We start from the raw sequence: 13,716 nt of genomic DNA on the forward strand, positions 1-13,716 counted from the left end.
GCGATGAAAGTTACTTTTTTTATAGACAGGCCGGTTTTTTCGGCTGTAATCTCCATCGTGATCGTAATTGTCGGCATTATTGGTCTGACAATGCTTCCGGTGGACCAATATCCGCAGATTACACCCCCGGTGGTGAAAATCAGTGCATCCTATCCGGGTGCGAGCGCGCTTACTGTGTCGCAGGCGGTGGCTACTCCGATTGAACAGGAAATTAACGGTACGCCGGGAATGCTTTATATGGAATCAAACAGTTCCAATTCCGGCGGTTTCTCGGCAACGGTGACATTTGATGTTTCTGCCGACCCGGATTTGGCGGCAGTTGAGATCCAGAACCGTGTGAAGCTGGCGGAGTCCCGTTTGCCGGCGGAAGTGATTCAGAATGGTATTTCTGTAGAAAAGCAGGCTCCCAGTCAGTTGATGACTCTGTGTCTGACTTCTACCGACCCTAAGTTTGACGAGATTTATCTGAGTAACTTTGCTACAATCAATGTGCTCGACGTAATTCGCCGTATTCCGGGAGTAGGACGTGTGTCGAATATCGGTAGCCGTTACTATGCCATGCAGATCTGGGCACAGCCCGATAAGTTGGCGAACTTCGGACTGACTGTACAGGATTTGCAGAATGCCCTGAAAGACCAGAACCGTGAATCGGCGGCAGGTGTATTAGGACAACAACCGGTGCAAGGGTTGGATATAACGATTCCTATTACGACGCAGGGACGTCTTTCCACGGTAGGACAGTTTGAAGATATTGTGGTGCGTGCTAATGCAAACGGTTCCATCATTCGGTTGAAAGATGTGGCACGTGTGTCATTGGAGGCTTCTTCTTATAATACGGAGAGTGGTATCAACGGTGAGAATGCGGCCGTACTAGGTATTTATATGTTACCGGGCGCCAATGCGATGGAAGTTGCCGAGAGGGTGAAAGATGCAATGGATGAAATCAGTAAGAACTTCCCCGAAGGGTTGAGCTATGAGATTCCGTTCGATATGACAACCTATATTTCCGAATCTATACACGAGGTCTATAAAACGTTGTTTGAGGCTTTGGTATTGGTCGTGCTTGTAGTCTATCTTTCTTTACAGAGTTGGCGTGCAACGTTGATTCCGGTGGTAGCGGTGCCTATTTCATTGATTGGTACTTTCGGATTCATGTTGATTTTCGGTTTCTCACTCAATATATTGACATTGCTCGGATTGATTCTAGCCATCGGTATCGTTGTGGATGATGCGATTGTGGTGGTAGAAGGCGTGGAACATATAATGGAAACGGAAAAACTGAGTCCTTATGAAGCTACCAAGAAAGCGATGAATGGGCTGGCTAGTGCCTTGATTGCTACATCGTTGGTGTTGGCGGCTGTATTTGTTCCGGTCAGCTTTCTGAGTGGGATTACGGGGCAGTTGTACCGCCAGTTTACGGTGACGATTGTAGTGTCTGTGCTTATCTCTACGGTGGTGGCTTTGACATTGAGCCCTGTCATGTGTTCTCTGATTTTGAAGCCGGACAGTGGAAAGAAGAAAAATATTGTTTTCAGGAAAATCAATGAATGGCTGGGTATCGGTAGTAATAAGTATGTAGCTGCCGTAACCCGTACTATCAAACATCCCCGCCGCGTATTGAGTGCTTTCGGAATGGTATTGATTGCTATCATGCTGATTCACCGTATTATTCCGACCAGTTTCTTGCCTGTGGAAGACCAGGGATATTTCAAGATTGAATTTGAATTGCCGGAGGGCGCTACCCTGGAACGTACACGCATCGTGACAGAACGTGCCATTGCTTATTTGGAAAAGAATCCATATATCGAATATATACAGAATGTGACGGGAAGCAGCCCGCGTGTAGGAAGTAATCAGGGACGTGCCGAACTGACGGTTATTCTGAAGCCTTGGGAAGAACGCAAGAACACCAGTATTGAAAAGATAATGGATACGGTGGAAAAGCATCTCAAGGAATATCCGGAATGTAAAGTTTATCTTTCCACTCCGCCGGTAATACCGGGATTGGGTAGTTCGGGTGGTTTTGAAATGCAGTTGGAAGCTCGTGGCGAAGCGACTTTTGATAATTTGGTAGATGCGGCGGATACATTGATGTATTATGCATCCAAACGCAAGGAATTGGCAGGTTTGTCCTCTTCCCTGCAATCGGAGATACCGCAACTCTACTTTGATGTAGACCGTGATAAGGTAAAGATGCTGGGTGTGCCTTTGGCTGATGTGTTTTCTACCATGAAGGCTTATACCGGTTCGGTGTATGTGAATGACTTTAACATGTTCAACCGTATATATAAGGTATATATCCAGGCGGAAGCTCCTTACCGCGAACATAAGGATAATATCAATTTGTTCTTTGTGAAAGCATCCAACGGGGCGATGGTGCCACTGACTTCTTTAGGAAACGCATCCTATACCACGGGGCCGGGCAGTATCAAGCGTTTTAATATGTTTACTACAGCCGTAATTCGTGGAGCAGCCGCGCAAGGCTACAGTTCCGGGCAGGCTATGGAGATCATGGAGCAGATTGCCCGTGACCATCTTCCCGATAATATTGGTTTGGAATGGAGCGGACTCTCTTATCAGGAAAAACAGGCGGGCGGTCAGACCGGTATGGTGATGGCGTTGGTATTCCTGTTCGTCTTCCTATTCCTTGCCGCGCAATATGAAAGTTGGACGGTGCCTATTGCGGTATTGCTTTCTTTGCCTGTTGCCGCCTTGGGAGCTTACTTGGGAGTCTGGGTTTGCGGATTGGAGAATGATGTGTATTTCCAGATTGGTTTGGTTATGTTGGTAGGGCTTGCCGCCAAAAATGCCATCTTGATTGTGGAATTTGCCAAAGTGCAGGTGGATAAAGGAGAAGATTTGGTGCAGTCCGCTATTTATGCGGCAAAACTGCGTTTCCGTCCGATTCTGATGACTTCATTGGCTTTCGTTCTCGGTATGCTTCCGATGGTGTTGGCAAGCGGTCCCGGTTCGGCAAGTCGTCAGGCGATTGGTACAGGTGTATTCTTCGGAATGATATTTGCCATTGTATTCGGTATTATTCTCGTACCGTTCTTCTTTGTGATGGTATATAAAACAAAGTCGAAAATCTTAAAACATAAGAAATAATGAAACGAAAGAAACTATATATTGCTGTCTTATTGCTTGCAGGAGTCTTGACTTCCTGCAAGGTAGGAAAAAGTTATGTCCGTCCCGACCTTCATTTGCCCGATAGTCTGGCGCAACATCAGGATTCAGCCAGCTTCGGCGACCAGGATTGGAAAGATATATACACGGATTCTACTTTGCGGAGTCTGATAGAACGTGCATTGGAGCATAACAAGGATATGCTGATAGCCGCTGCCCGTGTACAGGAAATGGCTGCGCAGAAACGAATCTCTACCGCGGCACTGCTACCGGACATTAAAGGGAAAGTGACTGCAGAACGTGAGCTGGAGAATCATGGGGGAGATGCTTTCAAGAGATCGGATACGTTCGAAGCCCAGTTCCTGGTTTCGTGGGAACTCGACCTTTGGGGAAATCTGCGTTGGGCGCGTTCCGCGAGTATTGCCGAATATCTGCAATCCATAGAGGCGCAACGGGCACTTAGAATGACGATTGTGGCGGAAGTGGCACAGGCTTATTATGAACTGGTGGCTTTGGATACGGAACTGGATATTGTAAAACAGACTTTGAAAGCCCGTGAAGAAGGTGTCCGCCTGGCGCGTATCCGTTTTGCCGGGGGATTGACTTCGGAGACTTCTTACCGTCAGTCACAAGTGGAATTGGCACGTACGGCAACATTGGTACCGGACTTGGAACGTAAAATCTCTCTGAAAGAAAACGATATCGCTTTTCTTGCAGGTGAGTATCCTAACAAGATAGCCCGTTCCCGTTTGCTTCAGGAGTTCAATTCTCCGAAGATGCTGCCGGTAGGCTTACCGTCCACTTTGCTGGAACGTCGTCCCGACATTCGCCAAGCTGAACAGAAGTTGATTGCCGCCAATGCCAAAGTAGGAGTGGCTTATACGAATATGTTCCCGCGCCTGGCACTGACCGGTGGTTTCGGTACGGAAAGTACTTCTCTGTCCAGCCTCTTGAAATCTCCCTATGCCGTTATGGAAGGAGCTCTGTTGACTCCTATCTTTGGTTGGGGCAAGAATCGTGCGGCACTGAAAGCGAAGAAAGCGGCTTATGAAGCCGAAGTACACAATTATGAGAAGTCTGTATTACAAGCCTTTAAGGAAACACGCAACGCAATTGTAAATTTCAATAAGATAAAAGAGGTATATGAGCTTCGAGCCAACCTTGAACGTTCGGCGAAGAGTTACATGGATCTTGCGCAACTTCAATACATTAATGGCGTTATCAATTATTTGGATGTGCTGGATGCCCAGCGTGGATACTTCGATGCCCAGATTGGTTTGAGTAATGCGATTCGTGACGAGTTGATTACTGTCGTGCAACTTTATAAGGCTTTAGGTGGTGGTTGGAAAAATGATTAGAAGTATAGTATTTCAAATGTTTCGAATAATCGAAATCAGAAGTTGAGACTTACGGATAAGGGCAGACAACTTATTTCATGAGAGTGTTTTGATAGTATTGAAATGTTTCATATTCAAGATACTCTAGCCAATTTTTTGATCTGCTTTTTGGAGAATGAATAATGCAGTGATATGAACTTTTTGTATGAAAAGTTCGTATCACTGCATTATATATTTATAGAGTGGAAATTTTATTTAAAAGTATAATTAAAGGAAGAAACATCACCTTTGTTGTCTGTTATTGTACAGGATTTCACGTATTTATCTGCATCTAATTCATATTCATAGGTTTCTTCATTGCTTCTGTAGCCGAATTTATCTTTTTGTGATGCAATCAGGTGTTTTGTGGGTTTACCCAAGATTCCTGCATAATATGCAATATGAAGTTCTGCTTCCATATTAAGCCAGCCGTTATCAACCGGAAGGATTCCGCCTTTGTTTATATTTGAAGTATAGGTATATGTATATTGACTGTCATCGTAACTGAATGATAGTACGTCACCGTCATTTCGCTCTATTTCTATTATTTCCGGTTCTTCTCCATCGTTTCCTTCCGTAATTTGGATTAGATAACCATTTGCGTCATATTCGAAAGTATAATGCGTATTCCATACATCCTCATCTTCTTTAGTGACTAATATTGCAGAGGTTGCAAAGCCGTTTTCATTTAAGGAGTATGTGCAAATTTCACTGTCATTGCCGTCTTTCCATGAAATTCGAACTTGATTATTTTCATAATCGATGGTATATTTATCTTCAATAGTTTCTTTGTTACTAATCTCATACTCACTATAAGAGATGAGCTTTCCGTTACTGTAGCTATACGCATTTCTTTCTGTATAACCGTTGGCTGTAGATTCGCATTGAGTGATTCTTTTACCTTCGAATATTGTTGGCAATGTTACTTCTTGCTTATCATCATCATTACCACAAGCCGTAAATCCGGCACAAATTACGAGAGTTAATCCAATTACAAATAAATTCTTCATTGATTTCATACTTTTAATGGTTTTATAGTTAATAAATGGGGTTTTGTTTATATTGATTGAGAAAATAACAACTCTTATTCTTCAATGATGTCATAAAACAATGACCAATAGTTTGTCTTTTTATAGGCAGCTAGTGAACCTTTTGGTATAAATAGCGTGCAATGACTCATATAGTCAGCTGACCAATATGAAATATCAGGTGGGGTTGTTCCTTTTAGATGAATTTCCTGTAAGTTATTACAACCTTGAAATGTATCATATTCTATTTTATTGTAAGCATCCGATAAAGTACACTATAAAAAATGGCTGTATCTCCTTTCCTGGTAAGCAGCCATCTATCGTTGTATCTCCATCATTCTTTATTCTTTTCCTTCCATTTGTGTGGCAACATTTGTAGCAGTTCCTCATAATTTGCCTTCTGCATATATGGCATTCTTGCTATAACGTCATTCAGATAAGTGCGCGGATTTACTTTATGCGCTTTGCACGTAGCCAGTAACGAACAGACGACACTCATGCTGACGGCCGCCTGATGGTCTCCACAGAACAAGTAGTTCTTTCTACCCAATGTGATTGGTCGGATGGCATTTTCCGCCAGATTGTTATCAATATGGATACGTCCATCCTGCAGATACCTCATCATATTCTCCCAGCGGGTATAGGCATAGGTTATCGCCTTTCCGGTCAGGCTGTTTGGGCTGTATTTTATCCCTTCTGTTTCCATCCATAGCTTCAAGGCATCCATAATAGGTCTGGCAAGTTCCTGACGTTTTCCCATTCGTTCATTTTCTGTAAGCTGCTTCTGGTCACAGTCATGTTCTATGCGATATAGAAGCTGTATTTCTTTTAAGGCATGTTCCGCCATCTGCCTGTTTTCAGCAAGTGCCTGCTCAAAATACCTGCGTATATGAGCCATGCAGTTAACAAGGCGCACATTCGGGTTGACCTTGAAAGCCGATTCGTAACCCTCAAAGCCGTCACATTGAAAATAACCCTTGAAGTTTTTAGCCAGTTGCCCTATCACCGTACCTGACCGTGATCCTTTGTCATAATGGAAAAGCACCAGTCGTTCGACTACTGCCCTGACCATCCACAAGTATTCCTTGTTGGTCTGATGTCCTGCCTTGTCCAGTACAGGTACGGTCGTTTCATCCCCCTGTATGTAGTCGGATTTCATGATTTCCTGCCTGAGTACCTCGTAAAGTGGCTTGAGAAGTTCAACCGCAGGCTTGAACCATCCGTCTATGGTACTTTCACTAGCTTTGAAGCCCAGGTGATGCAACTGTTTCACCTGGCGGTAGAAGGGAAGATGATACTCATATTTCTGCAGGAGTATCTCCGCCAAAAGTGTAGGTCCCGCTATTCCTTTGTATATAGGCAACAGCGGCATGGCGGCTATCTCCACTCCTTTTCTGCCGACCGGTGGAAGTGAAGTGTTGTCTTTAAGGGCATATTTGGGCCGTACAATCTCCTTTATATAAAGTTGTCCGGGCTTATGTTCCACCACACGGGTCACTTCCTCACCAATCTTCCTGTACAGTTCCAGGTCAATGTCTTCCGGCTCGATGATTACCCTTTCAAGTACGGGAAGACCTTCCATTATCCTGCGGTTATTCCGTTCCCGTTTCTTGCTCTCCACCGTTTCTTTTGTGATTGTCTGCACCGCTACTTCACGCGCTTTTTCCAGTTCAGCCGCGTTATCAGGAAGAAAGTCACCGAACAGGTCAGGCTGGTTGGAATCAAGAGACGGGAGTTTCTCTGACTTGTGACCGAAAAGCTGGCGGTTCAGCCATGCGACTTGAGCCGTCAGCTCATTGAGACGGTTCTGTAAGGATTCATTCTGCCGGGTAAGCCTGATAATGGTCTCAGCCTGGGATGCGTTCACCTGCTGCAGGGACTGCAGCATTGAGTTCATCTGTGAAAGCATCTCTTCCTGAGTCATAATCCGTTTCTTTTAATTACACTATAAATGTACAAAATATATCCCGGACAGACAAGGAATACGACATCTATTTTTATACAGTATATACATTTCGTTCCGCCCTCAGACGTCTCAAACGCTGCCCGGGAGATTCACGGATTCCTTCCACCATAATGACAAGATCGCGCCATTCCATCGGATAGCTGCGCGATTTCTCGTCATATTCGGGAATCTTGAAATGACCGGCTTCAAGGCGCTTGACATACATCACCAGACCGCCATCCTCGGCATGGAGAAGCTTCATCAATTTACGGCTGCTGCCAATGAAGATGAATACATCACCGTTCCTGACACTGCAGCCCATACGCTCGTGTACCACACCGCAGAGAGAACTGATACCCTTGCGCATATCAGTCCTGCCGGGGCAGAGAAAATACCGCATCGTATCATTCAGGCAGAACATGGCAACAGGCGTATTGGTTAATCAAACGGGAAGCGGCCTCTTCCATACCGGCACCCAAATGGGCACGGACACCATTAGGAAACAACAGGGTCATTCCGGAAACAGAAGAGGAGGAAGCAATACAGGGGGACTTCAGGCTGATGGGGGTTAAGACTGATTGGGGAGCAGATGTCTCGTGATCGGGAACACTGGAAGATTTACGTTTCCAATAATTGTACGTGGAGTAACTGACATGTTCACGTTGCAGAAATTTCAGAAGATTCAGACCGCTTAAACGATGCAGTTCCTGTAAAGAGGTAAATTGTTCTTTTGTCATAATGAAAATATGTTAGAAGTTCATGCAATATTGCACAGGCAAAGGTGCTATGAAAATATGATAGAGAAAACGGGTATTTTATCGGATGCTTACATTTTATTAACGTTTTGAGGAATAGTTATAGTTTCTAGACTGAGGCATCCTTCAAAGGCTGAGAAAGATATTACATTAAGTGAAATGGGCAAGTTGACTGATGAAAGATTGCCACAATTCCTAAAGGCGCCATATTGTATTTCGGTAATGCCTTCAGATATTGTTATTGTTGATAAGTTGGAGCATCCGTCAAAAGCAAACTGACTTATTGAATTTAATGAGTTGGGAAGGTTTATATTTGTAAGTGATTTGCAATTTTGGAATGCACAAAGTCCTATTCTTTGCAAGGAATTATTAAATTGAATGGAGGTGAGTTCTTGGCAATTTTGAAAACAATAATCTCCAATACTTAGTAAAGAACTAGGAAAAATTACAGATTTCAGACTTAAACAGTTATATAATGCTACATTATCTATTTCTTCTAATGCATTAGGTAGTTCTACGAAAGAAAGGTTAGTAAGATTAGCTAATGAATACTTTCCTATACGTGTGCAGTCTTTAGGAAGATGGATGGTTTGTAATTTAGGGTATGAATGGGTAGAAAAAAAATAATCGGAGATTTCATCATTTTTTCGTATAATATTTTTCTGTTACCATTGCATACGGTTCACCTCCTTCTACGATTTTCGTATCTGATAAATTTAATTTAATCAATGTTTTGCTTAATTCCTCTTTCAAATACAAGATGTCACTCCCGTTCAAATAGCCGGATAATGTTAAGTCTTCTATCTTGTTTTTTTCATAACCATTCATTAACTCAGATAAAGTCCCAGCCTGTGTCACGTGGATTCGTGCCACATTTGCTTCAACGAATATATCAGACTCAATTTCATGGTCATCGCTGCTGCATGCTATTATGTTTATACAAGTAATAGCTGTAAAAAATAATTTTTTAAGTAAAGATAGGTGTTTCATGTTACATAATTTATTTATCATGGTCTAAGTTTTATCTCAATTTATTGATAAACCTCAGCGCATTGGTTGCTGTTCTGTTTATTTTATCTATATTCTTTTCTTTTTTCAAACTGGATATTGCCTTATCGCTTAGGTTGTAAACTTGGTGCATATCGTGGGGAAGGCGATGGATTAAAACTCCGGCTTCATTCAGATAATCATTACCGTTTATAAGTAATAAAATAAAGTTTTTGTCTGCAGAATAAGAAATAGTGCAGTGTTCCATAAATCCACCTGTTGTTACTTCTTCTTTTGAAACTAATTTGATGGGAGGTAATTCTGTATTATCTTTTAATGTGAAAGTAACGGCTTGCTGTTCTACAAATACTTTTTTAATAGTTTGAATACAGTTTGAAGTCTTATAGCGTTCATACCCTCCTCCTGCTGAAATTCTCATAATGTTCTTTTTGAGTACAGTTTTTATTAGTTCGTAGAATTTTTCTTTTTCATGGCGGATGGAGTCTTGCAATTGTTGGGCGATAGCTTTTTCTTTCTGTATCTGCCTTGCATGCTCAATTTTTTTATGATAGTCATTATGCTTTTGTTGTGCTTCCATTTGTTCTTGTTTTATATTTAGTAACCGTGCTTCTATTAGTTCGTCAGATGTATTCGCATATGTATATGTTCGTTCTATCCATTCTGTCATTTCATTTTTTTTGTATCTCTTTCGGCAAATCCAATTTTGATGCGAATCGTATATATATTTGTATGTTTCAGTGGTGATATGGTGCTCATCCTTATAGTTGATTGTTAGTCCAATTTCGCTATTCTTTTGTAGTATGTCGCCATATTTATTATATTGATAGGTCGTTTGTGAAGCGGCAGAACCATTGTTTGCTCCTAAATATAATATTGATTTTAGAGGTTGGTCTATTGAATTGTATTCTGTTGCAACGAGTATTCCACCTGCATTTTCAGTATGTTTCTTACCATTTTGAGTAATTATTTTTTTGAGGATAATTCACCATTCCCGTTATAAGTATCAATAGTGTTTTCAGCAGATGAGTAAGAGTATTTCACTTTCTGAGATAATGTTTTTTTGCTTGAATCCTTAAGGTCATAATCATAGGTGTTTGTCTCAATGAGTTTTCCGTTTGCATCATAAATATATTCTGTTTTTTGTAGGGTGTCTTTGACTATTTCTTCTATATGGGTTTCTTTATCTAAGATAGTTTTGTCTCTTAGGGTAATAATGGTATTGAGTTTAAGACTTTTGTCGTAGACATAATGTATAATATCCTCTTTGTTGGTTATTTTGTCGTAGAAAATTCTTTTTTCTATTTTATTTGTTGTTTTTTTGTAGATATTACCATTTTCATCGTAAAATGTTTGACTACATTTGTCCTTGTCTTCCTTAATATACTCTCCGAATTTAAACGCGAAATTGTAGTATGTTTCTTTCATGGATATAACATGCCCTTTTATTTTCTCTTTTTGTAGATCAGTCTTCTGTGCCATTACAAAAACGGTGAAAATCAATAAAATAGTCGTAATAATAGTTCTCATAATTTTGTTTTTTTATCCTCTAGCTCCTGTTAGGAATTTTACAAAAGAAAAGCGTGGAACTACGTGCTATTCATCGTTTCTGAAGGTCCTGAGAAAACCCAAACGTACAGATGAATAGACAGTAGACCCACGCTGGAGACCAGCGTAGAAACCAACTGCACCATTCTTGTACGTTTTTGAAAATTTCTCAGGTTTTCAGAAACAAGAATGAAGCATGACGCTTCTAACAATTATTTTCTAAAAAAACATAGCATACCGTTATATGCTTTTACAAAAGTAAGGCAAATCTTTATAAGATGCAAATATTTAGCTCAACTTTATCAGGCAATGTGAGATAAATAAAAATTCTATGTATATTTACTGCTAGTTGTTGTGTCTTATGAAATATTATCGTATCTTTGTCATCGGAGTTGCAAGTGAGCAATTTCATTTAATATATTATGCGCTATGAGCGTTAAATATAGAAAAAGAAAAATCGTACTTCAATTCGACAAGGAGAATCCGTTGTCAAAGTACGTTGCTACTAATGTAGTTATTGGTAGTATCGGTTACAACAAACTCTGTGATGAAGTAAACCAGCGTACTGGGATGCATCGGGGCATAGTAGATGTTGTATTAAAGGGTGTTCAAGACACTATGATTTCTTTTTTAGAAGAAGGCTTTTCGGTAAAGTTGGGAGAGTTCGGTTCATTCCGTCCGTCCATTCAAGCCAAAAGCCAGGATAAAGAAGAAGATGTAGACTCGGACACAATATCTAGAGTAAAGATTGTTTTTACTCCGGGAAACAAATTTCAGCAGATGCTGGGTGGAGTGAGTAAAGAATCTTTCTCTAATACGTCGAAAGATGGAGAGGAAGACAAAGGGAAACCCGATAATCCGGGTGGTGGTTCCGAAGATGAAACGCCAGATCCTTCTGTCTAATCTTTTTTATTTATTCTAAGCTAAACGGATGAGGGAAACTGAAAAGATTCCCTCATTTTTTTTTGTCATATTCGTCCGAAACCTTTCAAAACGCTGTTGGGCAATGGTGAAATCACGATTGCCCAACAGTGAATTTACCGTTGCCCAACCATGATTTTGTGGATAATGGCTATTTATTATCAAAATTGGTGACATAATATATCTTGTTGGCTTTTAATGATATGTATAGAATATTAACCGATTTATCAGTGAGGTTTCTATGAGGAAATTGTAGGATACAAATTGCGGAAAATAATCTTTTAACTTGCCATGATAAAGAGTTCTATTAAAAATATATATCTTTGCGAGAGAGATGTTGATTTATACAAGGAAGCGAATATGAGCAATAAAATATATCCTATCGGTATTCAGAATTTTGAAAAGATCCGTAATGACGGTTATTTCTATGTTGATAAAACGGCATTGATGTATCAAATGGTCAAGACGGGAAGTTATTATTTCTTGAGTCGTCCGCGCCGTTTCGGAAAGAGTCTGCTCATCTCTACCTTAGAAGCCTACTTTCAAGGAAAAAAAGACTTGTTTGAAGGATTAGCAATAGAAAAGTTGGAAAAGGACTGGATAAAATATCCTATATTGCATCTGGATCTTAATATCGAGAAATATGATACACAGGAAAGTTTGGATAAGATATTGAATGATAATCTGGAATATTGGGAAAGCCAATATGGCAGCCGTCCGTCCGAGACTTCTTTTTCTCTACGTTTTGCAGGTATCATTCAACGTGCTTGCGAGAAGACAGGACAGCGGGTAGTTGTTTTGGTTGATGAATATGACAAGCCTATGCTGCAAGCTATAGGTAATGAGGAATTACAGAAACAATTCCGAGATACCCTAAAAACATTCTATGGAGCTTTGAAGACTAAGGACGGTTGCATCAAGTTTGCTCTGCTCACTGGTGTGACGAAGTTGGGCAAAGTTAGTGTATTCAGTGATTTGAATAATCTGGATGATATTTCAATGTGGAATGAGTACATCGAAATATGTGGTGTCAGCGAGCGTGAAATCCACGAAAATCTGGAAACGGAACTTCATGAATTTGCCGCAGCGCGAGGAATAACGTATGATAAACTTTGTGAAGAATTGAGAGAGTGCTATGACGGCTATCACTTTACGCACAATTCAATCGGCATGTACAATCCGTTCAGTCTGCTTAATGCTTTCAAACGTAAGGAATTCGGCAGTTATTGGTTTGAGACGGGCATGCCTACCTATTTGGTGAAGTTACTAAAAAAACATCATTATGACCTGGAACGGATGGCACATGAAGAAACTGACGCCCAGGTATTGAACAGCATAGACTTTGAATCCACCAATCCTATTCCGGTGATTTACCAGAGCGGATACCTCACTATTAAGGGATATGATGAACGTTTTGGCATGTATCGTTTAGGTTTTCCCAACCGTGAAGTGGAAGAGGGTTTTATTCGTTTTCTGCTTCCTTTTTATGCGAATGTAAATAAGGTAGAATCCCCTTTTGAGATTCAGAAGTTTGTCCGTGAAGTGGAATCGGGAGATTATAATTCTTTCTTCCGTCGCTTACAGAGTTTCTTTGCGGATACCACTTACGAAGTGATTCGTGACCAGGAATTGCATTACGAAAACGTGCTTTTCATCGTTTTTAAACTGGTTGGTTTCTACGTCAACGTGGAATATCATACGAATGAAGGACGCATCGACCTTGTCTTGCAGACTGATAAGTTCATTTATATCATGGAATTTAAACTGAATGGCACGGCGGAAGATGCTTTGCAGCAGATTAACGACAAGCATTATGCCCTTCCTTTCGAAATGGACGGACGAAAGCTCTTTAAAATCGGCGTAAACTTCAGTGCGGAAACCCGTAATATCGAGAAATGGATAGTAGAAGAAAAATAGATAGTATAAAGTACCATATCTTTTGTTAGCATTTAATGATATGTGCGGAATATTAACCGCTTTGTATTTTTTGCGTCGGAAATAAAAGTTCACTG

General features: G+C 40.9%; 12 protein-coding genes. 4 read left to right on the forward strand and 8 right to left on the reverse strand.

Features of this window, described 5'->3' with window-relative positions:
* Nucleotides 1-3 precede the first annotated feature (3 nt).
* Together ACGHVY_RS04525 and ACGHVY_RS04530 are read left to right on the forward strand one after the other, a co-directional pair.
* The gene (locus ACGHVY_RS04525; protein WP_390597424.1) at nt 4-3,108 is read left to right on the forward strand and encodes an efflux RND transporter permease subunit; all 3,105 of its coding nucleotides are present in this window, start codon (nt 4-6) and stop codon (nt 3,106-3,108) included.
* Nucleotides 3,108-4,484, forward strand: coding sequence for an efflux transporter outer membrane subunit (locus ACGHVY_RS04530; protein WP_308746938.1), 1,377 nt, complete (start codon nt 3,108-3,110; stop codon nt 4,482-4,484). The genes ACGHVY_RS04525 and ACGHVY_RS04530 overlap by 1 nt, the downstream gene beginning before the upstream one ends.
* A 230-nt stretch (nt 4,485-4,714) precedes the next feature.
* On the opposite strand, the gene ACGHVY_RS04535 is transcribed toward ACGHVY_RS04530, so the two are convergent.
* From ACGHVY_RS04535 to ACGHVY_RS04570, 8 genes are all read right to left on the reverse strand, one after another.
* Nucleotides 4,715-5,521: a DUF4595 domain-containing protein gene (locus ACGHVY_RS04535; protein WP_390597426.1), complete on the reverse strand. Its 807-nt coding sequence runs from the start codon at nt 5,519-5,521 to the stop codon at nt 4,715-4,717.
* Between the two features lie 343 nt (nt 5,522-5,864).
* Nucleotides 5,865-7,454 (reverse strand): IS66 family transposase, encoded by a 1,590-nt coding sequence (tnpC, locus tag ACGHVY_RS04540; protein ID WP_390597427.1) that lies wholly within the window; start codon nt 7,452-7,454, stop codon nt 5,865-5,867.
* A 73-nt stretch (nt 7,455-7,527) separates the two neighbouring features.
* Nucleotides 7,528-7,896: an IS66 family insertion sequence element accessory protein TnpB gene (tnpB, locus tag ACGHVY_RS04545; protein WP_167511782.1), complete on the reverse strand. Its 369-nt coding sequence runs from the start codon at nt 7,894-7,896 to the stop codon at nt 7,528-7,530.
* The gene (gene tnpA, locus ACGHVY_RS04550) at nt 7,880-8,212 is read right to left on the reverse strand and encodes an IS66 family insertion sequence element accessory protein TnpA (RefSeq protein ID WP_390597428.1); all 333 of its coding nucleotides are present in this window, start codon (nt 8,210-8,212) and stop codon (nt 7,880-7,882) included. The genes tnpB and tnpA overlap by 17 nt, the downstream gene beginning before the upstream one ends.
* Nucleotides 8,213-8,301: 89 nt before the next feature.
* Entirely contained in the window at nt 8,302-8,886 is a 585-nt protein-coding gene (locus ACGHVY_RS04555; protein ID WP_390599648.1) for a leucine-rich repeat domain-containing protein, read from the reverse strand.
* Complete coding sequence (locus tag ACGHVY_RS04560) at nt 8,870-9,241, reverse strand: hypothetical protein (RefSeq protein WP_390597430.1); 372 nt, start codon at nt 9,239-9,241, stop codon at nt 8,870-8,872. The genes ACGHVY_RS04555 and ACGHVY_RS04560 overlap by 17 nt, the downstream gene beginning before the upstream one ends.
* A 10-nt stretch (nt 9,242-9,251) precedes the next feature.
* Nucleotides 9,252-9,905 (reverse strand): hypothetical protein, encoded by a 654-nt coding sequence (locus ACGHVY_RS04565; protein ID WP_390597432.1) that lies wholly within the window; start codon nt 9,903-9,905, stop codon nt 9,252-9,254.
* Nucleotides 9,906-10,201: 296 nt separating this feature from the next.
* Complete coding sequence (locus tag ACGHVY_RS04570; RefSeq protein WP_390597433.1) at nt 10,202-10,765, reverse strand: hypothetical protein; 564 nt, start codon at nt 10,763-10,765, stop codon at nt 10,202-10,204.
* A gap of 447 nt (nt 10,766-11,212) precedes the next feature.
* On the opposite strand from ACGHVY_RS04570, the gene ACGHVY_RS04575 reads away from it, so the two are divergent.
* Nucleotides 11,213-11,686 (forward strand): HU family DNA-binding protein, encoded by a 474-nt coding sequence (locus ACGHVY_RS04575; protein ID WP_390597437.1) that lies wholly within the window; start codon nt 11,213-11,215, stop codon nt 11,684-11,686.
* 378 nt (nt 11,687-12,064) lie between these two features.
* Nucleotides 12,065-13,621, forward strand: coding sequence for an ATP-binding protein (locus tag ACGHVY_RS04580; protein ID WP_390597439.1), 1,557 nt, complete (start codon nt 12,065-12,067; stop codon nt 13,619-13,621).
* Nucleotides 13,622-13,716 lie beyond the last annotated feature (95 nt).

The sequence above is a fragment of the Bacteroides sp. f07 genome (assembly GCF_042854785.1).
Taxonomy (GTDB): domain Bacteria; phylum Bacteroidota; class Bacteroidia; order Bacteroidales; family Bacteroidaceae; genus Bacteroides.

Coding starts and splice junctions, on each gene's coding strand:
- ACGHVY_RS04525 (WP_390597424.1), top strand. CDS start 4: ATGAAAGTTACTTTTTTTATAGACAGGCCGGTTTTTTCGGCTGTAATC.
- ACGHVY_RS04530 (WP_308746938.1), top strand. CDS start 3,108: ATGAAACGAAAGAAACTATATATTGCTGTCTTATTGCTTGCAGGAGTC.
- ACGHVY_RS04535 (WP_390597426.1), bottom strand. CDS start 5,521: ATGAAATCAATGAAGAATTTATTTGTAATTGGATTAACTCTCGTAATT.
- tnpC (WP_390597427.1), bottom strand. CDS start 7,454: ATGACTCAGGAAGAGATGCTTTCACAGATGAACTCAATGCTGCAGTCC.
- tnpB (WP_167511782.1), bottom strand. CDS start 7,896: ATGTTCTGCCTGAATGATACGATGCGGTATTTTCTCTGCCCCGGCAGG.
- tnpA (WP_390597428.1), bottom strand. CDS start 8,212: ATGACAAAAGAACAATTTACCTCTTTACAGGAACTGCATCGTTTAAGC.
- ACGHVY_RS04560 (WP_390597430.1), bottom strand. CDS start 9,241: ATGATAAATAAATTATGTAACATGAAACACCTATCTTTACTTAAAAAA.
- ACGHVY_RS04565 (WP_390597432.1), bottom strand. CDS start 9,905: ATGACAGAATGGATAGAACGAACATATACATATGCGAATACATCTGAC.
- ACGHVY_RS04570 (WP_390597433.1), bottom strand. CDS start 10,765: ATGAGAACTATTATTACGACTATTTTATTGATTTTCACCGTTTTTGTA.
- ACGHVY_RS04575 (WP_390597437.1), top strand. CDS start 11,213: ATGAGCGTTAAATATAGAAAAAGAAAAATCGTACTTCAATTCGACAAG.
- ACGHVY_RS04580 (WP_390597439.1), top strand. CDS start 12,065: ATGAGCAATAAAATATATCCTATCGGTATTCAGAATTTTGAAAAGATC.